This is a genomic window from Streptomyces sp. NPDC006516, from assembly GCF_040611875.1.
Lineage (GTDB): Bacteria > Actinomycetota > Actinomycetes > Streptomycetales > Streptomycetaceae > Streptomyces.
Window position 1 is genome coordinate 615,915 of the sequence record NZ_JBEXPD010000001.1, and the last position, 23,318, is coordinate 639,232.

Below are 23,318 nucleotides of genomic sequence, written 5' to 3' on the forward strand. Positions count from 1 at the left end.
TGGTCAGCTGGTCCTGGGCGTAGCGCAACCCGTGGTGGTGGCGCTCGGACATGGCGGTCCGGGGCTGCGAAGGCGAGGTCGCCGGGGGCGAGCGGACGTCGGGCCGGGGTGAGTGCGGGCTCGGGCTCGCCGGGCGGCTGGCGGAAGTCGGCGCCCTGCTAGGGCCAGACCGCTATCAGCGGTGATAGTGCTCTGGCCCTGGCCAGCAGTGCCAGGCTGGTTGTCTCAGCTCACCAGAACAGAGCGGTTGAGCCACTGCCACCGCCGGTGAACCGGCCCGGGCCGCCTAGGCCGGGCGGCACACTGCGCGGGTGACCACGACCCCCGCAACGCGTCTTCTGGGGTCCCTCAGCGCGTGGTGTTCGCCTCACAGGGGTGTGGCGAGCGTGGGGTCCCACGCAGCCAAGACGAGTCCGGCATGGCTCTGAACTGGCCTTTTGTGGCGATGTCTCGGTGGGGGCGGCGTTGAGCGCCCCCACGGCCGCTGATGCCATGAAGATGCGGGGGCACCCCTCTCCTCGGCCGGCGCGGAAGTGCGCGCACGCGACTGGTGTTTACGTGCCCTGCGGGTGGGGCCGCTTGGCATACTTCGAGTATGGCGACTCGGAAGATCACGATCACGGTGCCGGATGAGCTGGTCGAATCGATCAAAGGGCGGGTCAATGCCCGTGGGGTTTGTCGGTTCTCGGCTCGGTACGGACCGTGCTGCCCCGACCGCCCCTGCGCCGGGCCGGCCGGGCACGAGCACGTTCTCAGTGGTCAGCAACCGACGCGCCATCGCATGGGGCTTCGTGGGCGGTGCGGACGTGGACCAGCAGTGAACGCAGGGTGTTGCTCGCGAGGGGGTGAGGTCTGTCCTGCCGTCGACGAGGAGCATGCGCTCGGCCATGGGGATCATCAACAGGATCCAAGCGGTGTCGGTGGCGTTGAAGGCCGGCTCCGGCGACGCGCCGGCCGCCGGCTGCGATGTGCAGCCGACGGCCGGCAGCGCCACCACCATGGCGCACGCCGATCACAGGGTCAGAATGTGCCGGCGGAGTTGCACTTGGCCTTCTGGGTGATGCAGTCCTTCACGCGGTGCCCGAGACCGGCGTTGTCCCAGGCGTTGAAGAAGTCGCCGTGGATGGACGATGCCATGCCCGAGGCCAGCCGGAAGCCCGCGGTGCTGCCGCTGGTCGGATAGCTGACGACGAAGGAGAGGTTGGGGATGGCGACAGGGTAGGCGCCGCTGCACTTGCCGTCGTAGGTGGTCGCCACGTGCGACTTGTGGTCGGGACTGTCGAGGTTCTTGCCGTCCCAGCAGTCGGGGAAGACGAGTTGGTGGGTGAGATGGGCCTTCGGGGCGCAGCGCGGCCAGTTGCCGTCGGCGCTGCGGCCGATCTCACCGCCCTCGCCGGCGCACCAGTACTGGCCCGGCGAGCCCGCCGGGGTGGGCGTCTGGGTCTTGGCGTTGCCCGCGATCATGCGGAACCCCTGCGGGAAGGGCACGGTCACCGAGGGGTCGGCGAGCCGGGACCCGTAGTACACGATCATGCTCTCGGCTTCGACGGCCTTGTCGCCTTCGTACAGGGTCGGGATCCAGTACGCCGAGAGGTCGTTGGCCGGCGTGCAACTGGTGGGTGTGTTGGTCAGCAGCGACTGGGTCGTGGAGAACGCGTCGGTGCTCTTGTTGCCGAAGAAGCTGTGCATGTGGGACGCACCGGGCAGGCCCGGCAGGACGATGGGGTCGTCCGGCTTGGAGTGGCTGTAGGAGCAGGTGGCGTTGAACTCCGGGACCCGGACGATACCGGCGGGCACGGCGGCGGGCGTCATCGCACGGAACTGCGCCAACTGGGCGTCCCACTTGGCCTGGTCGATGGGGACCCACCCGGCCGCCGGGGTGTCGCCCGCGCCGACGAAGGAGAACCAGTTGATGTTGACGAAGTCACCGGCCCCCGTGCTGCGCAGCACGGCGAACACCGTCTGTGAACCGGTGGGATGGGTGGTGACGTCGGTGGCCTGGGTCGCCCAGGTCTGCCAGCCGCCGGTCGGGGAGACCGGTATGACGGCGAGCAGTGGTCCGGTCAGGCTGCCGGTCCGTAATTCCACCGTGCCCGAGCCGACGGCGGACGCGATCCTGGCCGACACCGTCAGCCGGCCGGTCGCGCCCAGGTCGACGTTGTCGTAGCGCATCCAGTCACCGTTGGCGAGGAACGCGGCGTTCTGCCCGCCCCCGATGTCCCCGGTCGCCTCCGACGCGACACCCGACTGGGCTGCGTAGGACTCGGCCTGGACGGTGACCGTCGCGGCCTGGGCCTGCTGGGTCGATACGGTCAAGCTCAGGGCGGCGGCCAGCACGACCGCCAGAGTGCTCACCAACAGTGTGTACAGATGGGCGGGATATCTGCGCATTTCACTTCCTCACGGGCATCAGGGGTGAAGGGTCTGCTCGCCGAAGTGCGGCGATGGGAGAGCGGGAGACGGACAGGGGCGTTTGCCGCAAGGCGATCCGGGTGTCCCGGCCTGCTGCCCGCAGGGGGGCGGGCGGAGCCGCCCGGGACCTTCGCGGTCACCGGGCGGCCAGGGGTTACTGATAGACCCGCACGTGATCGACGAGCATTCTGGCGGGGAAGGGGGTGCCGGCGTCTGTTGGGCCCGGCCAGTCACCTCCGACCGCCAGGTTGAGGATCAGGTAGTGAGGGTGGTCGAAGATCCACGGTCCGCGAGTCTGCTCCACCTGCTCTTTGTCGAGAGTCAGAACGGTGCGGCCGTCCAGGCTGTAGGTGATGCCCTTGCTGTTCCAGTCGGCGACCCAGGTGTGGAAGTCGTCGGAGAAGTCGGCGTTCCCGGGCAGTGTGTACGGCGCGCCGATTCCACCCCCGCCGTTGTAGGCGGGCGCGTGGACGGTCGAGTAAGCGGTCTTCACGTCCTTGCCGAGGATCTCCATGATGTCGATCTCGCCGTTGTACGGCCACGGCCGGCCCGTCAGGAAGTCGCCGCCCATCATCCAGAACGCGGGCCACAGACCGTTGCCCTTGGGCACCTTGATGCGTGCTTCGACGCGTCCGTAGGTGAACTGGAAGGTCGCGCCGGTGTTCATCCGCGCCGAGGTGTACTGACACGTGGTGCTGCCGCTCAGCGGGTCACGCGGGCACGACGATCCGGCGGTGACCTCCTTGCGTGCTTCCATCACCAGGTGTCCCGCCCCGTCCAGCGCGGCGTTGCGGTGGTCGGTGTAGTACTCCAGCTCGTTGTTCGGCCCGGTGCCCGGGTCGGCCCTCCATTTCGAGGGGTCGGGTCTGCCGCCCGCGGCGCCGTCGAATTCGTCGCTCCACACCAGCCGCGGCGGGGTCGCGGGGTCACTCGGCAGCGGCGGAGCCTGTATCGGGTCGCCGCCGGTGCCGTACACCTGGAACTCCCACAGCGAGTAGCCGTAAGGGGTGGCGCGCTGCGTCCCGTACATGCGCACATAGCGGCCGGTGCCGGAGACGGTCAGCGTCTGCTTGAAGCCCGTGCCGGACGTCGTCGAATAGATCGGTGTCCAGTCGGCTCCGTTCGAAGAGACCTGGATCTGGAAGGACTTGGCGTAGGCCGGATCCCACTGCAGGACGACCTTGTCGATCTGCGCCGTCGCACCGAGATCGACGGAGATCCAGCCCGGATCGGTCCATCCCGTGGTGGGGCTCGTGGCCCAGCGGGAGGCCGGGTCCCGGTCGAACGCCCTGGCCGGTGTGCACTCCCAGCAGTTCTGGTCGCTCTGGGAAGAGGAAGCCGCGCCCGGCCTGCCGTACGAGAGCAGCCTGGCGGCGTCACCACCGGGACTGCCGGCGGTGCCGTACACCTGGAACTCCCACAGCGAATATCCGTAGGCGGTGGCGCGCTGCGTCCCGTACATGCGTACATAGCGGCCGGTGCCGGAAACGGCCAGATTCTGGGTGCCGCCCGTGCCCGTGGCTGTCTGGTGGACGACGGTCCACCTCTCCGCGTCGCTCGATACCTCGATCCTGAACGCCGTGCCGTACGCGGCTTCCCAGTTGAGGACGACCCGGCTGATCCCGGCACTCGCCCCGAGGTCGATCTGAATCCACTGCGGGTCGGCGAAGGCGCTGGACCAGCGCGTCCCGGGGTCGCCGTCGACGGCGCTACGAGCGCTGAAGTTTCCCTCGGTACTCGAGGAGGTGGCGGGCTTTCCCTGGGAGAGCAGCACCTCCGCCGCCTGCGCGGTGGGGGTGGGGAGAGCGATGAAAGCGAGCAGTGCGGCCGCGAGGGACAAAAATAAGCTGAAGCGACGCAGCGGCGGTTGCATGGGCGACTCCTCAAGTGGGGGGAGGTCAGGGAGCGCTCCCTGAGAGGGAGGATGGAGGGGCTGGTAGAGGCTGTCAAGGCATCTTTCACCTCGAAAAAACAGAGACGTAACACTTACGACGCATGGGGGGAGCGGTCTCTCGTGGGCTACGCGGTGCCCCGACAGCCACGAGGGTGGCGCTGAGAGAGAAGCCTTTCCGGGCACGCTCATGTCGCCCCGGCCTGCGGATACGCTGCTCGCATCGCCATGACGCAGAGCTGGAGGTCGCCCTGATGAGAAATCCCGCCCCGCGCACGAACCCGGGCGGCGGCACAGGGGACGGACAGGTATGAAACGCCCCACTCTCGATGTGGTAGCCGCCCGAGCGGGCGTGTCCAAATCAAGCGTCTCCCGGGTCATCAACGGCGAGACGACGGTCGCCCCGCAGATCCGAGAAGTCGTCATGCGCGCCGTGAACGAGTTGGGCTACGTGCCCAATGGCGCGGCACGCAATCTCGTCACCCGCCGCACAGACACCCTCGCCGTGGTGGTATCCGACCCGCCCCAAGGAGTTGTCTCCGACGACCCCCTCTTCTCCGCCGTGGTCCGCGCCGTCAGCAGAGAGCTCGAGACGGCGGGCAAACGGCTCGTGCTCATGCTCGCGGAATCGGACCGGAGCCGGGCCAGAGTGGTGCAGTACATCGCCGGCGGTCAGGTGGACGGCGTGCTCCTGGTCGCCTTGCACGGTACGGATCCGCTGCCGGCCGCACTGGCCCGGCAGGGCCTGCCTGTCGTGTCCTTCAACCGCACCTCCGCACAGGACGTCCCGTACGTCGCGCTGGACAACGCCGGCGGGGCGGCACTGGCCGTGCGTCATCTCCTGGAGCGCGGTCGGCGCCGGATCGCCACCATCACCGGGCCGCTCGAACTGTACGAGGCGCGTGAGCGCCTCGATGGCTACCGCCAGACGCTGCGTGACACCGGCCGTCGTTCCATCGTGGCGCTGGGCGACTTCACCAGAGCCTCCGGCGCCGAAGCCATGCGGCAGCTCCTGGAGGACGATCCCGACCTCGATGCGGTCTTCGCAGCCAATGACTTGATGGCGATCGGAGCCCTGCGCGCCCTCCATCAAGCGGGCCGACGCGTCCCCGAAGACGTGGCGGTCATCGGCTTCGACGACATAGAAGCCGCGTCCTACACAAGCCCCGCGCTCACCTCGGTGCGCAGCCCGATGGCCGACCAGGCGACCGCCGCCGTCCACCTGCTCCTCGGCCTGATCGACGGCGGCCCCACAGGGCCGGTGATCATGCCGAACGAACTCGTCGTGCGCGAGTCGACCTGATTGGCCGTCAGTACGGCTCGCCGCGCAGGGCAGGCGGAGCGCCGGTGCTCCGCTCGCGCCGGGGCTATGCACCCGCCCCGGCGCGTTCTTGGCGGGATGTCAGGAGCGGAGGGCTGCCGCCCCGGCACTTCGCTCCGGCTCGTCGACCGGTGGAGACGTCGAGACAGTGCGCCGCATTTGCTGTCTGCGGGCTTCGCGCGCGATCCTCGGCACCACGTGCTGCCGCTCATCGGCATTGTCCGACGTCGGCGTTCAGGCCGTCACGTTCGAGCAGGCCCCTGTTCGGCGGGGCCGGTGGGAGACCCCTTCGCCCGGGAGGGGTTCAGCGCCGTGGCGCTGATGATCCCGAGTACGCAGACGGCGGCCGCGATGAGGAACGGGACGGCTGCCGTGCCGCCGCTGCTGTGGTTCTGGGTCAGCACGCCGGCGGCGACCGCGGCGGCGATGGTTGCGCCGGTCTGACGGGTGGCGTTGAGGATGCCGCCGACCGAGCCGGCGACTTCGGGGGCAGCGTGATCGACGGCGAAGCCGACCAGTGCGGGCAGGGTCCAGGAGACGCCGAGGCCACACAGCAGGAGCCCAAGACCGAGGACAAGTGGTTGGTCGTGCCTGGCTGTCGCGGCGGCGATGAGGGTCAGGCCGATCGGGAATGCGACGAAGCCCATTCGGATCGGCCGCAGCGGCCCGTAAGCGGCGACGAGACGTCCCGTGACCAACGGGTTCAGAGTGATCAGCAGGGTCATCGGCAGCAGCGTTGCCCCCGCGGCGGCCGGGGTGACGTGGAGCAGAAGTGGCAGGGAGAAGATCACTGTGGTGAGGGCGTAGTTGACCGCTGCGCCCCATCCGAACGCGGTCCACACCAGACGGTTGCGACGCAGGGCTGCCGGCACCAGGGGTGCGGGCGAGGTCCGGTCGATCACTGCCGTGCTGTACGCCAGCCCCAGGGCGACGAGGCCGAACAGAAGGGCCTGGGACCACGAGCGTTGGCCGGCCTGCGTGATCGCGAGCGTCGCGGCGGTGAGTGTCGCCGCCAGCCCGAGGTGGGGGAGCCAGGAGATGGCGCGCATGTGCCGCGTGCTCGTCATCCGGGTTCGGCAGAGGGCGAGAACGGCGAGTGCTATCGGGGCGTTGATCACGAAGACGGCGCGCCAGTCGTCCACGGCGATGAGCCATCCGCCCACCAGAGGGCCGGCTGCCACGGCGGCGCCGCTGATCGCTGCCCAGGCGCTGATGGCGCGCCCGCGCGGTCCGGGATCGGGATACAGGCCGGTGATCAGACCGAGTGAGCTCGGGATGATCGCGGCGGCGAATAGCCCGAGCAGCGCCCGGAACACGAGAAGGAACGCAAGGGTGGGTGAGAGTGCACATGCCACCGACGCTGCGCCGAAGCCGATCACCCCGAGGATGAAGACCGGGTAGGCGCCCAGACGGTCAGCGAGACTGCCGCCGAGTACCAGCGTGGACGCCAGCGCCATCGTGTAGATCGTGGTGGCCCAGCCGACGCCCACGACACCGGTATGGAGCGAGGTCATGATGCTGGGTTCGGCCACTGCGAGCACCGTGGTGTCCAGCAGCACCATGAAGTAGGCGAGCGAAATGCCCATCAGTTGTGCCGCAGGCCGACGCCTGTGCCGAGATCGGCCGGTGAGGGATGGTGCCGCGGACATGAATCTCCTTGGTCCGACGAGGAGGGACGGTGCACAGATTCCGTGTTCGTCGCGTGAGGCGCGACCGAAGGCACCGCATCACCGTTCGGAATATCCGAACAGCTGCCTAGAGTGAGCGGATGAACCTGGACCAACTACGGACCGCTGTCGCGTTGTTGCAGCATCGGACGGTCAACAGGACAGCGGCGGCCCAGCGTCTCGCGCCGTCCTCGGTCTCTGACCGGGTACGTCGGCTGGAAGCCGAACTCGGAACACCGTTGTTCACCCGCGACCGCGCAGGAATGCACCCGACCCCTGCCGGCCGCTCCTACCTCCTGGCAGCGGCCGAAGCCCTGGAAGCGCTCGACGACGCGGCCGAACACCTACGCGCCGCGCCAGGCCTCAGCGTGGGAGCACAGGCGTCAGTCGCAGACGAGCTCCTGCCGGCGGTCCTGGACGACTTGAGCCAATCGCGCCCGGACCTCCAAGTGCGTCTGCGCCCGGATCCCGACCGCGGTCGCCTCCTTGCCGCGCTCGACCGCGGTGAGATCGATGCGGCGGTGCTCCTCGATACCGGCGAGCACGTCGGCGACCTGGGATTCCCGAAGCCGACCTCGGCCCTGGAGTATGTGGACCTTCGCGACATCGCCATGACGGTCGTTGCCCCACCCCGGCATCCGCTTCTCGGGCACCAGGTGAGCATGGAAGAGATCCAGCGCACAGGAGGCTTGATCGGGCGCGAGCCGCGCTGTTCCTTCTGGATGGCCACTCAGCGTTGGCTCGGCCCCGATGTCGATCTCACCGCCGTCGGCGGACTGGCACAGGTGCGTGAATGGGTCGCCACCCGGCGAGGAATCGCGCTGCTGCCCGAGTTCGCGGTCCAAGCCGACCTCGACTCCGGGCGCCTCGCAAGGGTCGACGCCCAGGCGCCGCCTCTGCGGTTGCGACTCATCTGGCGCGAAGACCGCGGCGCAGCCGGCCGGCTGCGCCCACTGCTCTACGCGCTCGCCCACGCCTAACCGCGGCGGCGGGGAAAACAGGCGGTCCAGCGAACGCTGCACCGCGTCCGCTGGCCCCGGATCGAGCGGGATGCAGTCGGACGGAAGCAGGCCGATACGCTCGGCTCTCCGAGAAAACCGCAGGTGAGGCGCGTCACCCATGTGGGTTCGGGCCTACCCGCCCCACCCAGCATCCCCAGGAAGAATCGCTCTGACCTGGGGATTCGCGTTTTTCGTAGGGATTGCAGCGAAGCCTTGGCAGGCGCCGTACGAACTCATGCGCGCCGGAGAACTCGATCCGCCCCTCGCCGGGATCGCACCGGCCGAGGTGCCGCAGGCCTGGAGCGCCTCGCGATGTCTGCCTGGGTCGCCGGTGGTCCCCGGAGAGAAGGGCGCGGCGCGCGACGGGCCTCGCCCCCCGTCCCGGTTCGCCGCCTGGCTTCGCACCGCAGCCGGTTCACCGCCTCACGAGTTCAGGAGGCGCGGCAAGAAAGCGACAAGGTCTGGCCAAGGGCTTCCGGCGAGTGTGTGAGCTGCCCGTCCGCGCATGCGGGTGAGCACGCCACGGAACACTCGAACAGGATTGGGCGCCATTCATGAACGGGATCATGGAAACGGGGACCACTGCCCTCGCTCCGGCTCGGTCGCATGCCCGGCAGCTCGCATCGGACGCCGACTGCGAGGCCTTCATCAGGGACATCTACGACCGGTACGGCCCTCTGCTCGTCCGGTACGCCACGCGTCTGCTGGACGGTGACTGGCACAAGGGGGAGGACATCCTTCAGGAGACCGCGGCCCGCGCCTGGAAGCACGCCCGGTTCCTGGGTACGCGCCACGAACACCTCAGACCGTGGTTGTTCACCGTGGCCAGGAATCTCGTCATCGACCACCACCGGGCACGCCAGGTCAGGCCACTGGAGCTCATGCCCGTCGAGGAGTTGGACGCCTCCAGCGACAGCACCGCGTCCACACTCGACTCCCATGCGGTGGCGCAGGCCATGGGGGAGCTGAACGAGCAGCAGCAAACCGTCATCCGCCTCATGTACTACCTGGAGTGCAGCGTCAATCAGGCTGCCGAGCACCTCGGCATACCGCCCGGCACCGTCAAGAGCCGCGCCTTCTACGCAGTACGGGCGTTGCGCAAGGCGCTGGAGAAGCAGGGGATTCCGGGGGTGTAGCCGCGGCGCGGCCCTGTGCACGCTCCCGATCGCCGGCGCACCGGGAGCCGCGCCCCGCACGCTCGGTACGGCGGAACATCGCAGGACACGCGGAATCACGTGCCGGATGAGCTGAACCCACGGAGGACTCCCGCCGTTCCTAGCCTCGGGCTGATCAACGCCCCCACGGAAGCGAGCTGCGGCACGTTTCTGGGAACGGCAGTCGTCGACGTCCTCGACCAGGACGCCGGCACCACCTACGAAAGGACCGACTCCTGTGCCGGTCATCAACAACTCTCTGCCGGAGCGCGACCGCGAGACCGCGGGTGCGGCGCTGCAGGCGACCCTGGCCGACCTTCTCGACCTGTCCCTGGTGGCCAAGCAGGCCCACTGGAACCTGTACGGCCCGCGTTTCCGCTCGGTTCACGTCCAGCTCGACGAGGCCGCCACCATCGCTCGCAACCACGCCGACACGGTGGCCGAGCGCGCGGCAGCGCTGGGCGTCAGCCCGGACGGACGGGCCGCGACCATAGCGGGAACCAGCGGCGTGCCCGCTTTCCCGTCAGGCTGGACCAAGGACAGCGACGCCGTCGATGCCTTGGTGCGCGCGCTCTCCGCGGTGACAGCGAGACTGCGTGAGCGCATCGCCGAGACCGGCCCGGTGGATGTCGTCACCGAGGACCTCCTCATCGGGGTCACGGCCGATCTGGAGAAGCAGAGCTGGATGTTCCAGGCTGAGAACCGGGTCTGATCGGGTCCGATCAGGTCTGACCGGTACTCCTGCGGCGAACCGCCCGGGTGCCGTGCCGTGCCGAGGGCAGGCCGAGGGCGGCTCGGTGTGGCGTCCCCCGCACGAGGTGAGCGGAAGGGTTCCCGCGAGGCGCTCCTCGCCCTGCCCTCCTGGTGTCAGGCGAAGATCGCTTTCGCGGTCCTGGTCACCGGCGGGTCCAGGTCTGGTTCGCGGCACCGGTGCAAGGCCACAGGATGGCTCGGGTTCCGTCGGCGGACTGCCTGTCGTAGACGTCCACGCACTTGGCGGCGAACCGGGCCACCAAGTCGTCGGTCGCATTCAGGTGGAACTGCTGAGTGGCTGCGCCGGTGCAGGGTGCCACCCGGATCGCCGTGCCGTTGTCCTTCGAGGCGCCGACTAGATCCATGCACAGTCCCTGCGAACGGACCGTGCCGTCCGAGCGGAACTCCCACCGCTGACCGGCGGACCCGTCGCAGGTCCGGATGGTCAAATGGGCCCCGGCGCCTCCTGCGGAGAGGCACTTGCCCGACTGCTGCCCGGTCAGCATCCGACCGGCCACCGTAGCTGCCGTGGGGTGGGGGGTTGCCTTGCCGCCCGGCCTGTCCGCGTCGGCCACGGCCTCGCCCGCGTCCGCGGGCGTACGCGTCCTGCTGTCAGCTGCGCCTCCCTTCTCTCCTGGGTCCTTCTTCGCTCCGTCCGTGGAGACCTCCCCCGCGCCGCCGTCCTTCCGGTCCTCCTCCGCGGACGTGGCGTCGTTCCCCGCCCTACCGCCGGAAGGGGTGACTTCGAGGGGAGTGCTGCCTGTCCGTGAGTTCTCGCGGCCGGCAGAGGACGCTGGGGTTTTGGGGTCGTCCCCGAGTCCGGGCAACAGGAGCGCCGCACCTGTCAGTACGACGACGCCGGCGATCGCGGCGATGAGCGGTCTGCGCTGAAGGCGGGACGACGACGGCTCGCCCTCCTCGGATGTGCGGCTGGGTGACGGGGGCGTGCTCCCAGCACCGGAAGGGCGAGCCGGGGGGACTGATGCGTCCGTCGTGCTGGCCGCCGCACGGCGAGTCGCCCGCAGTGCCCTGGCGACGTGGGCACGTTGCGCCTCGTCCGGGGGCTCGGCCTCGGTGGGCGTCCTTGCCGGCTCCGTGGATGGCTTCCGGACCGGCAACGGGTCGGTCCTGGGGCGTCTCCCGCCGCCCGCCGGGATACCGGCCGGATCCGTGCTGTCCATCTGGGGCATCAATCTTGCCTCTCAGTCGTTCGAAGGGTCAGGAGCCGGGCTCCGAGGGTGGGCCCTACGGATGGCAGGCGTCCCCAGAGGGACCGCGGCCGGCCCGGCAAGCCCTCTCGTGAGCCGCTCGCGACCCCGCGCCTCGGCCCGACGGCGCGTGCTGAGCCGGTGGCTCGCCGAGGGGGGGGAGGCACCGGTTCGACCACGCGGTCGCGGGCGGCGCACGGCTGGGTACGTGTGGCCTCTCCTCGGAGGACGAGGCAACCGACGGATCGGTTCACGCCCCCGTACATTCCCCCGCGCGCGGATGAACCGGCGCCTCGTTCCGGTCGTTCACAGCAGAGGGACGCCCGTTCGGAGATCATGGCGCGCCGTTCCGCGACGGACGCTCCGCCGCGTCTTCCGAGGGAAGTTCCCGAACCCACCATCTCCCGGCAGGTCCGCCGGTGACGAAACGAAGAGGAACATCAGTGATCGGTTCACGGCTGCGCCGCGTTCTGCTGTCCGGAGCAGTGCTGGCAGGCGCCCTGGTGACGTTCAACGCTCCGGCCGCACAGGCGCACTACAGTCAGTGCCCTCCCGGGCACTTCTGCATCTGGCAGCACAGCAACTACGAAGGCCGCTTCTTCTCCAGCCCCAACAGCACGCCCAACGTCGGCAGTTACATGAACGACCGCACGACCTCGGTCTGGAACCGGACCAACCGCACCGTCTGCATGTACCGGCACGAGAACTACAGCTACGACATGGGGTGCTACTCGGCCGGCGGCTCGACCGGCGTGATGCCGATCCACAACGACCATCTGACCAGCTTCCGGCTCGTGTAGCCCTCGCCCGGCAGGGGGCCTCGCCGCACCGGCTGGGCCTCAGACGTCGGGTCGGACGCCGTCCCGGACGGCCCGGCCGGCAGCCGGAACCGTCCGGGACGGCTGAGAGGTGCAGCATCCCGGCCGAGGCTCCTACGGCGCGGGATCGCTGCTCCTCGGAACCGGGAGCTCGTGCTTTCCGACCGCCCTCTCCGCCACGGGGGGCGTGGGGTCCTCATCCATGTCGAGGGCGGTGAGCCGGTCGCGGACCTGCTGAGCGCTGTGTGACATCTTTCGCGCGCGGGCATCCTCGAGCGCGTCCGTCCAGTCCGCCCGCGCGCCTTCCCGGTCGCCCATGGCCAGCCGGGTGTCGCCGAGCCGCATCCGTGTGCCGATGGCGTTTCTGTGGTCGCCCAGTTCCTCGAACGCCCGCGACGCCTGCTGGTACGTGGTCACCGACTCCTCGTAGCGGCCGAGCAGACGGAGGTTGTGGCCCAGGATGTCCCACCCCTGGGCGAGCTGCCAGGGCGCGTCGAGGCGGTGGAACAACGCGATGCCCTCCTCGCTGTACAGCAGACTCTTCTCGAGGTTTCCCAGGTTGGAGTGGAACCAGGCGAGTTCGAGGAGGCACTCGGCCAGCCACAACTCTTCGCCGGTCTCCCGGGAGAGTTCCAGACCACGCTCGGAGGCCGCCACCGCTTCCTGAGTCCGTCCGAACAGGAACAGCGCACACGCCGTGACGTAGTGGGCTCGTGCCTGTTCACCGATGTCGTCGAGCTGTTCGAAGATCGCCGTCGCGCGTCGCAGCTGGTGCAGAGCTTGCTCGTGATGGCCGAGATAGCCGTGGATGCCGCCGAGATGGCGTAGGCAACGGCCCTCTTCGAGGCGGTCGTCACGACGTCGGGCCACTTCGAGGGCGGGGGTCAGCGCGGTGATGGCTTCGGGCCAGAACTCCTGGCGGTTGAGGTACTCCTTGAGTGACCAGGCGAGCCCGGTGGTGTGATGGTCGAGCCTCTGGCTGACGGCGGTGTGCAGCAGGCCGGTCAGTACAGGGTGCTCGGCGTCGAGCCATCGGGTCGCCTGCTTGACGGTGGTGAGTTCTTCCGGAGTGACGCCCGAGCGGGGTGCACCGAGGTCGAGGTCGTGCGACGTGTCCTGTTTGAGGAACTCGTTCGCCTCGCGGGCGGTGAACATGTAGTGGTCCAGGATCCGGAGAGCGGCGTGGTGGCGTCCCTGGCCGGTGTCGTGGGCGTGGGTGAGTTCGGTGGCGTAGCCGCGCAGAAGGTCGTGCAGGCTGTAGCGACCGGGCAGCGGTTGTTCCACGAGGCAGCAGCTGAGCAGTTCGGCGAGTGCGCGGCGGGCCTGGGGGAGGGGGACGCCGGCGAGGCTGGCCGCGGCGGGGGCGGTGATGTGGGGGCCGGGATGCAGGGCCAGCAAGCGGAAGAGCCGTGCGGTGTGTTCGTCCAGTGACCGGTAGGACCAGGAGAAGACGGTGCGCACGTCTGTGGTGGTGTCGAAGCCGGTGAACGCCTCCAGGCCGCCGTGGGTGTGCCGCAGGTCGTCGACCACGGTGCGGAGGGGGAGCGAGGGATCGAGTTCCGCGCGGGCGGCGACCACCGCCATGGCCAGGGGGAGCCGTCCGCACAGGCGGATGATGTCGGTCGTGGCGGTGGGCTCGGCGGCGAGCCGTTCGGCTCCGAGACGTCGTTCGAGGGCCTCGTGTGCCTCGGCCGGGGAGGGCAGGGCGAGTCGCAGCGGCTTGGCACCGTCGGTGGTGATCAGGCCGGGAAGCTGGTTACGGCTGGTGATCAGGGTGAGGCAGCCCGCGCCCGCGGGAAGCAGCGGGCGCACCTGCTCCTCGTCGCGGGCGTTGTCCAGGACGAGGAGGGTCTGCCGGTCGGCGAGGAGGCTGCGGAAGAGTGTGCTTCGGTCGGCAGTGCCTTCGGGGATGCGCGGCGCGGGAACACCGAGGGCGGTGAGGAAGCCGTGCAAGGCGTTGCCGGGGTCGACGGCGGGTGCGTGCGGGTGGAACCCGCACAGGTTGACGAAGAGCTGTCCGTCGGGGAACGAGGAGGCGATGCGGTGCGCGTGGTGCACGGCGAAGGTGGTCTTGCCGACTCCGGGAGCACCGCTGATGACCACGGCGGGGGCAGTGGTCGGCCCGGGGCGGCCCGGTGCGCCGCTGACGGCGGACAGCCACGCCCCCTCAGCCTCCCGGCCCGCGAACACCGGCAGACTGCGCGGCAGTTGCGCAGGGCGTGCCAGGGGCGGGCGCACGGTTCTCCCACCGTCCGAAGCCGTCGCGCCACGCGTGTCGGACCCTGCTTCCGCGTCGTCGGGTGGGCCGGCGGCCGGCACGGTCGAAGGGGCGGTCTCACCCCCGGCCGGCGCCCCGGTGGTCCCGATCGACGTGGTGGTCCCGTTCGGGAGGCGACCGTGCTCGGCCACCGTGTCGTTCGGCTGGTCGGCCGGATGCAGGGGCGGCAGGTCGTGGTGGAGGATGCCCTGGTGCAGGGCGCGTAGGAGCGGGCCCGGTTCGAGACCGAGCTCGTCGGCGAGATGCCGGCGTACGTCGGTGTAGCGCTGAAGCGCCTCGGGGTGCCGACCGGCGAGGTACAGAGCCCGCAGCAGCAGGGCCCAGCCGGTCTCCCGCAAGGGATGCCGCGCCGTCATCTCCTGGGCCTCGTTGAGAGCTTCGGTGATCCGGCCTTGCAGGAGGAGACCGGTGGTGCGGATCTCATGCGTGGTCTGCCGCAGCTCTTCCAGGCGGGCTGTCTCCTGCGCGGCGAACAGGTGGTGTGCCGCGTCGGCGAACGCCGTGCCGCGCCACATGTCCAGGGCCTTCCGGGTCTCCTCCACGACGCGGTCGGGCCGGCCTCGGTCCATGAAACGCTGCGCCTGGGCAACGGCGCGCTCGAAGCGCACGGTGTCCCGGTTCTCGGGCGGCACCCGCAGGGCATAGCCCAGGGGCTCGGTGATCAGCATCTCGAAGGCGCCCTGCCGGCGGAGATGCCGGGGTTCCAGGATCGCGCGTACCTTGCTGATGTGGGCGTGCAGGGAGCCCAGCGCTGCGTCCGCTGCCCGCCCCGGCTGCTGGGGCCACAGTTCCTCGCACAGGGTCTGCGGAGAGACCGCCCGGCCGTCGGCGATCAGCAGGCGTATCAGCAGCAGCCGCTGTCTGCGCCGACCCGGGTCGAGGACCGTCCCCGCCCGCCGTACCTCCAGCGGACCCAGCAGTCCGAAGTCGAGGTCTTGCCCCACAGCTGTCACCGTACCCACCAGAACCTCACTCACCGGCGTCACCTCTGGGGCACATACCTGACCAGGGCCCGGATGATGGGCGCCCTGCTCGCGCGGTGACGGAAGACGGCCTCGACCCCACCGCACGCCTGCGGGACTGTTGTGGCGGTGGCACCGAGGACAGGAGCGACGAGGACCCCGTTGTCCGCTTCCCGCATATCGGACAGGACATTAGCAGGACGTCATGCGGCGGCAGGGTGCGTCACCTGCGCGATGCGCCCTCCCGCGACCTGTCATGCGGTGGAGGGCCGGCGGGCGGGGGTGGAGGTGGCGGCGCGGGGCAAGAGCACCGTGGTCGCCGCGGCCTCGCGAGGGACATGTGAACAGATGTCGTGACCTGCAACGATGCGTGAACCGGCGTGGCCTTCATTCCGTTGAGTGGTCGAACGGTCGTCATCCGGAGTGGAGAAGAACATGGGCATCGTCGAGGGATCGAGCACCGACCGGTTCGAGCCGGTTCGAGCGGCGCTGGCAGAGAATCTGGAGACCGGCGAGGAGCTGGGGGCGTCGATCGCCGTCGATGTGGACGGGGTCATGGAAGTCGATCTGTGGGGTGGTCACGCGGACGAAGCGCGGACCCAGCCGTGGCACCGGGACACGTTGGTCAGCATGTGGTCGACCACGAAGACCCTCACCAATCTCGCGGCCCTCGTCCTCGTCGACCGGGGCGCACTGGACCTCCACCGCCCGGTCGCGCACTACTGGCCCGAGTTCGCCGCCCAGGGCAAGGAGCACATCGAGGTGCGGCACGTCCTGGCCCACACCTCGGGACTTTCCGGCTGGCAGCAGCCCTTCACCGTGGACGACCTGTACGACGGGCCCACCGCGAGTGCCCGGCTGGCCGCGCAGGCGCCCTGGTGGGAGCCGGGCTCCGCTTCGGGCTACCACGTGCAGACCCAAGGACAGCTGGTCGGCGAGCTGGTCCGGCGGGTCAGCGGCCGGAGCCTGAGGGAGTTCGTCGACACCGAGATCGCCGAGCCGGCACAAGCCGATGTCCAGATCGGCGCGCGCCGGGCCGACTGGCCGCGTATCGCAGGCCTGGTGGCCCCCGCCCAGCTCTCCGGCATACCCGCCGGCCTCGATCCCGACGGGATCTTCACCAAGACGCTGATCGGGAGTCCCGCACGTGACGAGCACGTCGACACCCCGCAGTGGCGAGCCGCCGAACTCGGAGCCGTGAACGGACACGGAAACGCACGGGGCATGGCCCGTGCCCTGTCCGTCATCTCCCGGCGCGGCCAGGTGAACGGCGTCCGGCTTCTCTCCGCGGAGACGGTGGACAAGGTGTTCGACGTACAGGCCGACGGAGTCGACCTGTTCCTGGGCGTCCCCGTCCGCTGGGGCGTCGGCTACGCGCTCGCAGACCCGAGGACGATGCCGGACATGCCCACCGGAAGGATCTGCTTCTGGGTCGGCCGGGGCGGTTCCATCGTCATGATGGACCTCGACCGGCGGGTCACGTTCGCGTACATGATGAACCGGGTGGGCGACGGGATCCTGGGCTCGGAGCGCACCCACAGCTACGTCAGGCGTGTCTACGAAGTCCTCGCATCCACCGGCTGAGGCGCACTCGGCCCCCTGTGGACGGACAGCCCGTCATCGGGTGAACCGGTCCGGTCCTCCCCTCGTAGAACAGGACGAAAGACGCCCCGCTCCCGGTGGGCGGACGAGGGGCGATGCTTCAGGGCCCCATCGGTCCGCAGCCCGGCACCGGCTCTCCGCGCCGCTGTCGCCTTCCCACCGGCGGTCCGGGCCGCGCCGATCACCTGGCGCGGACGGACGCAGGTCAACTCAGTCACCGGCGGAGCGATTCGGTGCCTCCTTTCCCGAACGCACCGGTTCGCTTCGCCCGCACGGTCCGTTCGAGGGCCATCCATATCAACCGACCCAAGAGGGACTCCACGATGCGCATCACCCGCCTGGCCCGCCCGAGCCGCAGATCCACGCTGCTCGGTGTCACCGCGGCCGTAGGACTGTCCGTCGCCGCCGTCACCCTGCCCGGTACAGCCGGGGCGGCGCCCCACCACCCCGTACGTCCGACGATCGTGCTGGAGCACGGAGCGTTCGCCGACGCCGCGAGCTGGGACGGTGTCGTCCCCAGGCTGCAGCGTGCGGGCTACCCGGTGGTGTCCGCCGCCAACCCGTTGCGTGGTCCGGCGACCGACGCCGCGTACCTGCGCAGCGTCATCGACCACATCGACGGGCCCGTGGTCCTGGTCGGTCACTCCTACGGCGGTACCGTCATCAGCCAGGCCGCCGCAGGCCTCGAGGGCAAGGTGAAGGCGCTGGTCTACATCGCCGCGTTCCTGCCCGACACGGGCGAGAGCTCGCTCGGACTGACGGACAAGTTCCCCGGCAGCACCCTCGGCCAGGCCATCGAGTCCGTCAACTACACACTGCCCGACGGTAGTCAGGGCGCCGACATCTACATCGAGCAGGACAAGTTCCGCAACCAGTTCGCCGCGGACGTGCCGTCGGACAGGACCCGGCTCATGGCGGCCGGGCAGCGTCCGATCGCCGCCGCCGCACTGGAGGAGAAGTCCACACAGGCCGCCTGGAAGACGATCCCCTCCTGGTCGCTGATCACCACGGAGGACCGCAACATCCCCGTGGCCGCCCAGCGCTACATGTCGACCCGTGCCAAGGCCCGTACGACGACCGTCGACGCGTCGCACGCGGTGTCCGTGTCCCGCCCCGAGGCCGTCGCCCGCATCGTCGAGCAGGCGGCCCGCACGGTCCGATGACCGGCGGCTCCGCCCTGTCCCTCGTCACACCTCACCGCACAGCCGTGCCCGGCCGGGCACTACCCCATCAGTCGCACGCACACCGGAAGGCAGCAACCACCATGGCGTTCATCACCGTCGGTCAGGAAAACTCCACCCCGATCGAGCTGTACTACGAGGACCACGGCACCGGTCAGCCGGTCGTCCTGATCCATGGCTACCCCCTCGACGGTCACTCCTGGGAGAAGCAGTCCGCCGCGCTCCTGTCTGCCGGCTACCGCGTGATCACGTACGACCGGCGCGGATTCGGCCGGTCCAGCCGGCCCACCACCGGCTACGACTACGACACCTTCGCCGCCGACCTGAACACGGTCCTGGAGACCCTCGATCTCGACGACGCCGTCCTGGTCGGGTTCTCCATGGGCACCGGCGAGGTCGGCCGTTACCTGGGCACCTACGGCTCCGCCCGGATCGCCAAGGCCGCCTTCCTCGCCTCTCTGGAACCCTTCCTCCTCAAGACCGACGACAACCCCGGCGGCGTCGACGGAACCATCTTCGACGACATCGAAAGCGCGGTCACCGCCGACCGCTACGCCTACTTCAGCGCCTTCTACCAGGACTTCTACAACCTCGACGAGAACCTCGGCACCCGGATCAGCGAGGAAGCCGTCCGCAACAGCTGGAACGTCGCCGCCGGCGCCTCCTGGTACGCCTCGCTGGCCTGCGTGGCCACCTGGACCACCGACTTCCGCGCCGACCTGCCCAAGATCGACGTTCCGGCGCTGATCCTGCACGGGACCGCCGACCGCATCCTGCCCATCGAGGCCACCGGAGAACTCTTCCACCAGGCGCTCCCGCAGGCCGACTACGTCGTCATCGACGGCGCACCCCACGGCCTTCTGTGGACCCACGCCCAGGAAGTCACCGACGCCCTCCTCGCGTTCCTCGCCAAGTGACCGGCGGCCGACGCCTCACCTGCCGCGAGGCGGCACGCGGCCGGTCACGCAGGGGACGGGAAGCCGAGCCGTACCCCCACTGCGGCACGGCAGGGCCGTGAACCGCGCCCCACATGCCGCCGATCCGGCGACAGTGGTCGACGCGCACCGGAGCGGCAGCAGAACCGGCCTGCTCAGGAAAGGCGTTGCCCAGCAGGACGCTCCGATACGAGACGCCCGCCCACATGGTCGGCGGGCGTCTCGCCGGCGGGGCACCGGCCGCGTTCGGGGGGCCGACCTGGGGCACCCGGACACACCGGGTACTCGCCCGTGAGCGCGGCGGGCGCAGGTACCTGCCGGTGGATGCCTACCGCGCCCGACGCCGCAGGGGCCCGGTAGCACTTGACCTTGCAGTCGCTGCAAGGCCGAGGATGGCGGCATGTTGTCGATCAGCGATTTCAGCGAGATGTGCAACCTGCCGGCACAGACACTCCGGTACTACCACTCCGAAGGCCTGCTCGTCCCGGCCGGTGTCGACGAGCGGACCGGCTACCGCTCCTACACGTTCGAGCAGGTCGAACGGGCCATGCTGATCACTGTCCTGCGCGGCACTGGTATGGGCGTGACCCTCGTCCGTCGGGCTCTCGACCGACCGGACGAGACCCTGCCCCTTCTGCGGCAGCACGTGGAGGAGGTGCGACGGCAGCGTCAGGCCCAGGACGAGGCCATCAGCGACGCACACGGGTTCCTCGCCTCGCCTCCCGAGCCGGTCCTGCGCCACGTTGACGAGATGACCGTGGCGTCGAAGTTCGTGCCGGGCCCTCCCTCCGGGCGCGACCGGTACGACTGGAATGCGGCCGACACCGCGGTCGCTGCCGCTGTTCAGGACGTGGTGAGCACCGTGGAGTCGTGCGGAGCCGTGGGGGCGGGGACGCCTTGGCGAACCCTGGCCGCCGGGACACCGGAGCAGAAGAGCCGATACCTCGCCGGCGAGGGGCCGCACTGGCTGGTCAAGGTCCCCGTCACGGCGGACGAACAAGCGCTGGCGGCTCTGCCTGCCGGTATCGAGGTGGAGGTGATCGAGTCCACGGACGAACTGTCCGTCTTCACTCCGGGCAAGACCTCGATGGCCAAGCACAGTGCTGCGCTCTCGCGTCTCCTCATGCACCCCCTCGACGCCGCCTACCTCGACACCTCCCGCATGCGCCAGCTGCTGCACGGCAACGGGGTCGAAACCGCCCTGGCCATCTGTGAGTTCCGCGAGCCGGGTGCCGGCGAATGAAGACGGGGCGGGCCCCGGCCCCACTGCGGCGGCTGCCCGACCGGCTTCCGGGCGCGGTCGCTACCATCCCGTGTGACCGAAACAGCCGAACAACGTGTACCCCGCACGCGCATACTCGCCGACCTGACGCCGCTGCGTGCCTCGCCCGACTACCGGCGGCTCTGGTTCGGGAACACGGTGTCATGGGTCGGTCAGGGCATGACGGCGCTGGCCGTGTCGCTCCAGGTCTACGACATCACCCGGTCCGCCTTCTCCGTCGGGCTGATCGGCCTCTGTTCCCTCGTGCCGCTCGTGCTCCTCGGGCTGTACAGCGGAGCGGTCGCCGACACCGTCGACCGGCGCAGGCTGGGCCTCTTCAGCGCGACCGGCTCGTTCCTGCTCTCCGTGGTGCTGGCCGCCGTGGCCTTCGCCGGGGTCGAGAACGTGGCGCTGCTCTACGTCGTCGTCGCCCTCCAGGCCGTGTGCTTCGCGCTCAACTCGCCGGCCCGGAGTTCGATGATCGCCCGGCTGCTGCCTGCCGAACAGCTGCCCGCCGCGAACGCGCTCAACGCCATGACGTCCACCACGGGCGGCCTGGCCGGGCCCATGCTCGGAGGGCTGATCGTCGGGTGGTGGGGCTACAAGGCGGCGTACACCGTCGACGCCGTCACCTTCACCGCCTCGCTGTACGCGATGTGGCGGCTCCCTTCGATGCTGCCGGGCCGGGGAGAGGGGGAGAAGGCCGCCAAGAGGGCTTCCGTCCTGGACGGGCTGCGCTTCCTGGGCACCAGGCCCAATCTGCGGATGACGTTCATCAGCGACCTGAGCGCCATGGTGCTGGCCCACCCGCGCGCGCTGTTCCCCGTGGTCGCCGTGGTCTGGTTCGGCGGCGACGCCAGGACCACCGGCCTGCTGGTCGCCGCCCCGGCGCTGGGCGCGCTGCTCGGCAGCGTGTTCTCCGGGTGGCTCGGCCGGATCCACCGGCACGGGCTCGCGGTGCTGGTCGCCGTCGCCTGCTGGGGCGGCGCCATCGCCGTGTTCGGGCTCACCCGGCAGCTGTGGCTCGGCCTGGTCATGCTCGCGCTCGCCGGGTGCGCGGACTCCGTGTCGATGGTCTTCCGCAACACCATGCTCCAGGCGGCGGTGCCCGACGAGATGCGAGGCCGGCTCCAGGGGGTGTTCATCGTCGTCGTGGCGGGCGGCCCCCGGCTCGGCGATCTGGTGGCCGGATCCGTCGCCGACCTCACGTCCCCCACCGTGGCGGTCACCGGGGGCGGGCTCGCCTGCGTCCTGGTGGTGTGTCTGCTCGGACTGCGGGGGCGCGGCTTCACACGCTACGACGCGCGCGATCCGCAGCCGTAGGCGACGAGGGTCAGGGCTGCTCGGTGAACTCCGGCATCCCGCCGCCGGTCGTGTGGACGTCGATCAGCGAGAACACCGCGCCCTGCGGGTCCCGCAGATAGGCGAACCGTCCGAAGGGGATGGTCAAGGGGCCGAAACCGAGGGTCCCTCCGAGCGACTTGGCCACCGCCTCAACGGGGCCCGGGGTGGGCGAACCTGCCTCACCGGGGCCCGGCGTGTCCGACGACCGAGCGCGCCACGCCGAGGTCCACGAGGTCCTGGGGGCGCAGCCGCAGCTGGCCTGCGGTGGCCCGCACCTCCTCGGGGCCGCGCTTGAGGATCGCCGCCGCCAGTTCCGGTGCGATCACCGAGAAGTAACTGTCCGCCGTCACATGGGTGTTGCCCGGAGCCGCGAGGGCCAGTGCCCCGCCCGAGCCGCCCTCGCCGATCACCAGGGTGGTCACCGGGACCCCGGCCGCCGCGACCGCGGCGAACACCTCGGCGATGGCCGCGCCCGCCCCCTCCCGCTCCGCCTCCGCGTCGTTGGCCGCGCCGGGGGTGTCGACCAGTGTCAGTACGGGGATGCCGAGCCGGCCGGCGAGCCGGATGACGCGGGCCGCCGTGCGGTAGCCGGCCGGCCGGGTCGCGGTGCCGCACTGGGCGGCGTACGCCACCGGCCGGCCGTCCCGCATCCCCATCCCGCAGAGCATCCCGGGGTCCGTACCGCCGCAGCGGTCACCGTGCAGCGGCAGCCGGTACGCGAAGTAGGCGTCCAGATAGGCGCCGGCCCGGGGCCGTGCGGGGGAACGGGCCTGTTCCACCGCGTCCCAGCCGGTGGCGGGCAGCTCCGCGTCCGACAGGGCTTCGGGCACCGGCGCGGCGGCAGCGGGGCCGGTGACCGTCAGCACGCTCAGCCAGCGTCCCAGCGTCCGCGGCAGCTCGTCCGGCGGCACGACCGCGTCGACCTGCCCGGCCGCCCACTGCCCCTCGGCGGTGTAGGCGTACGGATCGGCGTCGGGCGGCCGCACGCGGGAGCCCGCGAACCCGATCTGCGCCCCGGGCAGGGCGAGCACCACATCGGCACCGGCACCGAGGGTGGCCCAGCCGCCCCCGGTCGTCGGGTCCCGCACCACCGCGATCTGCGGCAGCCCGGCCGCCCTCAGCAGCGCGGACGCGCGGGCCACCCGCTGGAGCTGTATCAGCGCGATCATGCCCTCCTGCATCCGGCTGCCCCCGGTGGCGATGAGCGAGACGAGCGGCAGCCGCCGCTCACGTGCCAGGGCGTAGGCGGCTTCCAGCCGGTCCCCGGTGTGTCCGCCCAGCGAACCGCCCAGGAAGCCGAACTCGAAGGAGACCAGCACGCACTCCCGGTCCCCGACGACGGCCGTCCCGTACAGGACGGACTCCTCCTCGCCGGTACGCGCCGAGGCGCGCGCCCTCGACTCCGCGTAACCGCTCCAGCCGAGCGGCCCGTCCGGGGGAGCCGGACGCGCGGCGGGGCGGTGTTCCGTGAAGCTCCCGGTGACGGCGGCGACGGCCTCCCGCGCCGACATGCGGCCGTCGCCGTGGACC

At 70.3% G+C, this 23,318-nt stretch carries 16 protein-coding genes and 1 pseudogene; 10 read left to right on the forward strand and 7 right to left on the reverse strand.

Annotated elements, in window-relative coordinates; genetic code table 11:
• Positions 1-1,020 precede the first annotated feature (1,020 nt).
• Entirely contained in the window at positions 1,021-2,355 is a 1,335-nt protein-coding gene (locus ABZY45_RS02655; RefSeq protein ID WP_356735336.1) for a DUF1996 domain-containing protein, read from the reverse strand.
• A gap of 211 nt (positions 2,356-2,566) precedes the next feature.
• Entirely contained in the window at positions 2,567-4,285 is a 1,719-nt protein-coding gene (locus tag ABZY45_RS02660) for a discoidin domain-containing protein (protein WP_356735338.1), read from the reverse strand.
• Positions 4,286-4,613: 328 nt separating this feature from the next.
• On the opposite strand from ABZY45_RS02660, the gene ABZY45_RS02665 reads away from it, so the two are divergent.
• Positions 4,614-5,606 (forward strand): LacI family DNA-binding transcriptional regulator, encoded by a 993-nt coding sequence (locus tag ABZY45_RS02665; RefSeq protein WP_356735340.1) that lies wholly within the window; start codon positions 4,614-4,616, stop codon positions 5,604-5,606.
• A 260-nt stretch (positions 5,607-5,866) separates the two neighbouring features.
• Here ABZY45_RS02665 and ABZY45_RS02670 read toward each other — a convergent pair whose 3' ends face one another.
• Positions 5,867-7,210 (reverse strand): MFS transporter, encoded by a 1,344-nt coding sequence (locus ABZY45_RS02670; RefSeq protein ID WP_356735342.1) that lies wholly within the window; start codon positions 7,208-7,210, stop codon positions 5,867-5,869.
• A gap of 182 nt (positions 7,211-7,392) precedes the next feature.
• Between ABZY45_RS02670 and ABZY45_RS02675 the strand changes: the two genes are divergently transcribed.
• The 3 genes from ABZY45_RS02675 to ABZY45_RS02685 all read left to right on the forward strand — a co-directional run bounded on the left by ABZY45_RS02675 (position 7,393) and on the right by ABZY45_RS02685 (position 10,158).
• Positions 7,393-8,271 (forward strand): LysR family transcriptional regulator, encoded by an 879-nt coding sequence (locus ABZY45_RS02675; RefSeq protein WP_356735344.1) that lies wholly within the window; start codon positions 7,393-7,395, stop codon positions 8,269-8,271.
• Between the two features lie 587 nt (positions 8,272-8,858).
• A complete protein-coding gene (locus ABZY45_RS02680) occupies positions 8,859-9,428 on the forward strand; it encodes a sigma-70 family RNA polymerase sigma factor (protein WP_356735346.1) in 570 nt (189 codons plus the stop codon).
• A 256-nt stretch (positions 9,429-9,684) separates the two neighbouring features.
• The gene (locus ABZY45_RS02685; RefSeq protein ID WP_356735348.1) at positions 9,685-10,158 is read left to right on the forward strand and encodes a DNA starvation/stationary phase protection protein; all 474 of its coding nucleotides are present in this window, start codon (positions 9,685-9,687) and stop codon (positions 10,156-10,158) included.
• Between the two features lie 184 nt (positions 10,159-10,342).
• Here ABZY45_RS02685 and ABZY45_RS02690 read toward each other — a convergent pair whose 3' ends face one another.
• On the reverse strand, positions 10,343-10,705 hold the full coding sequence (locus ABZY45_RS02690; protein ID WP_356735350.1) for an RICIN domain-containing protein: 363 nt from the start codon (positions 10,703-10,705) through the stop codon (positions 10,343-10,345).
• Positions 10,706-11,850: 1,145 nt separating this feature from the next.
• Here ABZY45_RS02690 and ABZY45_RS02695 point away from each other — a divergent pair.
• Positions 11,851-12,207, forward strand: coding sequence for a peptidase inhibitor family I36 protein (locus ABZY45_RS02695; protein ID WP_356735352.1), 357 nt, complete (start codon positions 11,851-11,853; stop codon positions 12,205-12,207).
• 132 nt (positions 12,208-12,339) lie between these two features.
• On the opposite strand, the gene ABZY45_RS02700 is transcribed toward ABZY45_RS02695, so the two are convergent.
• Positions 12,340-15,480, reverse strand: a complete 3,141-nt coding sequence (locus ABZY45_RS02700) for a BTAD domain-containing putative transcriptional regulator (protein WP_356735354.1) — start codon at positions 15,478-15,480, stop codon at positions 12,340-12,342.
• A 420-nt stretch (positions 15,481-15,900) separates the two neighbouring features.
• On the opposite strand from ABZY45_RS02700, the gene ABZY45_RS02705 reads away from it, so the two are divergent.
• The 5 genes from ABZY45_RS02705 to ABZY45_RS02725 all read left to right on the forward strand — a co-directional run bounded on the left by ABZY45_RS02705 (position 15,901) and on the right by ABZY45_RS02725 (position 21,767).
• Entirely contained in the window at positions 15,901-17,049 is a 1,149-nt protein-coding gene (locus ABZY45_RS02705; RefSeq protein ID WP_356735356.1) for a serine hydrolase domain-containing protein, read from the forward strand.
• Positions 17,050-17,390: 341 nt separating this feature from the next.
• Complete coding sequence (locus ABZY45_RS02710; protein ID WP_356735358.1) at positions 17,391-18,230, forward strand: alpha/beta hydrolase; 840 nt, start codon at positions 17,391-17,393, stop codon at positions 18,228-18,230.
• A gap of 101 nt (positions 18,231-18,331) precedes the next feature.
• On the forward strand, positions 18,332-19,165 hold the full coding sequence (locus ABZY45_RS02715) for an alpha/beta hydrolase (RefSeq protein WP_356735360.1): 834 nt from the start codon (positions 18,332-18,334) through the stop codon (positions 19,163-19,165).
• 418 nt (positions 19,166-19,583) lie between these two features.
• Positions 19,584-20,426: a MerR family transcriptional regulator gene (locus tag ABZY45_RS02720; protein ID WP_356735362.1), complete on the forward strand. Its 843-nt coding sequence runs from the start codon at positions 19,584-19,586 to the stop codon at positions 20,424-20,426.
• A 72-nt stretch (positions 20,427-20,498) separates the two neighbouring features.
• The gene (locus tag ABZY45_RS02725; RefSeq protein WP_356735364.1) at positions 20,499-21,767 is read left to right on the forward strand and encodes an MFS transporter; all 1,269 of its coding nucleotides are present in this window, start codon (positions 20,499-20,501) and stop codon (positions 21,765-21,767) included.
• A gap of 10 nt (positions 21,768-21,777) precedes the next feature.
• On the opposite strand, the pseudogene ABZY45_RS02730 reads toward ABZY45_RS02725, so the two are convergent.
• Both ABZY45_RS02730 and ABZY45_RS02735 read right to left on the reverse strand, forming a co-directional pair.
• Positions 21,778-21,939 (reverse strand): annotated as a pseudogene (locus ABZY45_RS02730) (VOC family protein); the annotation flags it as partial.
• A 28-nt stretch (positions 21,940-21,967) separates the two neighbouring features.
• Complete coding sequence (locus ABZY45_RS02735; protein WP_356736556.1) at positions 21,968-23,299, reverse strand: carboxyl transferase domain-containing protein; 1,332 nt, start codon at positions 23,297-23,299, stop codon at positions 21,968-21,970.
• Positions 23,300-23,318: the final 19 nt, after the last annotated feature.

What these genes read in the sequence shown, in the direction of transcription:
- ABZY45_RS02715 (WP_356735360.1), top strand. Translation starts at nt 18,332, where the DNA reads ATGGCGTTCATCACCGTCGGTCAGGAAAACTCCACCCCGATCGAGCTG.
- ABZY45_RS02690 (WP_356735350.1), bottom strand. Translation starts at nt 10,705, where the DNA reads ATGCTGACCGGGCAGCAGTCGGGCAAGTGCCTCTCCGCAGGAGGCGCC.
- ABZY45_RS02665 (WP_356735340.1), top strand. Translation starts at nt 4,614, where the DNA reads ATGAAACGCCCCACTCTCGATGTGGTAGCCGCCCGAGCGGGCGTGTCC.
- ABZY45_RS02660 (WP_356735338.1), bottom strand. Translation starts at nt 4,285, where the DNA reads ATGCAACCGCCGCTGCGTCGCTTCAGCTTATTTTTGTCCCTCGCGGCC.
- ABZY45_RS02675 (WP_356735344.1), top strand. Translation starts at nt 7,393, where the DNA reads ATGAACCTGGACCAACTACGGACCGCTGTCGCGTTGTTGCAGCATCGG.
- ABZY45_RS02680 (WP_356735346.1), top strand. Translation starts at nt 8,859, where the DNA reads ATGGAAACGGGGACCACTGCCCTCGCTCCGGCTCGGTCGCATGCCCGG.
- ABZY45_RS02720 (WP_356735362.1), top strand. Translation starts at nt 19,584, where the DNA reads ATGTTGTCGATCAGCGATTTCAGCGAGATGTGCAACCTGCCGGCACAG.
- ABZY45_RS02670 (WP_356735342.1), bottom strand. Translation starts at nt 7,210, where the DNA reads ATGGGCATTTCGCTCGCCTACTTCATGGTGCTGCTGGACACCACGGTG.
- ABZY45_RS02710 (WP_356735358.1), top strand. Translation starts at nt 17,391, where the DNA reads ATGCGCATCACCCGCCTGGCCCGCCCGAGCCGCAGATCCACGCTGCTC.
- ABZY45_RS02735 (WP_356736556.1), bottom strand. Translation starts at nt 23,299, where the DNA reads ATGTCGGCGCGGGAGGCCGTCGCCGCCGTCACCGGGAGCTTCACGGAA.
- ABZY45_RS02705 (WP_356735356.1), top strand. Translation starts at nt 15,901, where the DNA reads ATGGGCATCGTCGAGGGATCGAGCACCGACCGGTTCGAGCCGGTTCGA.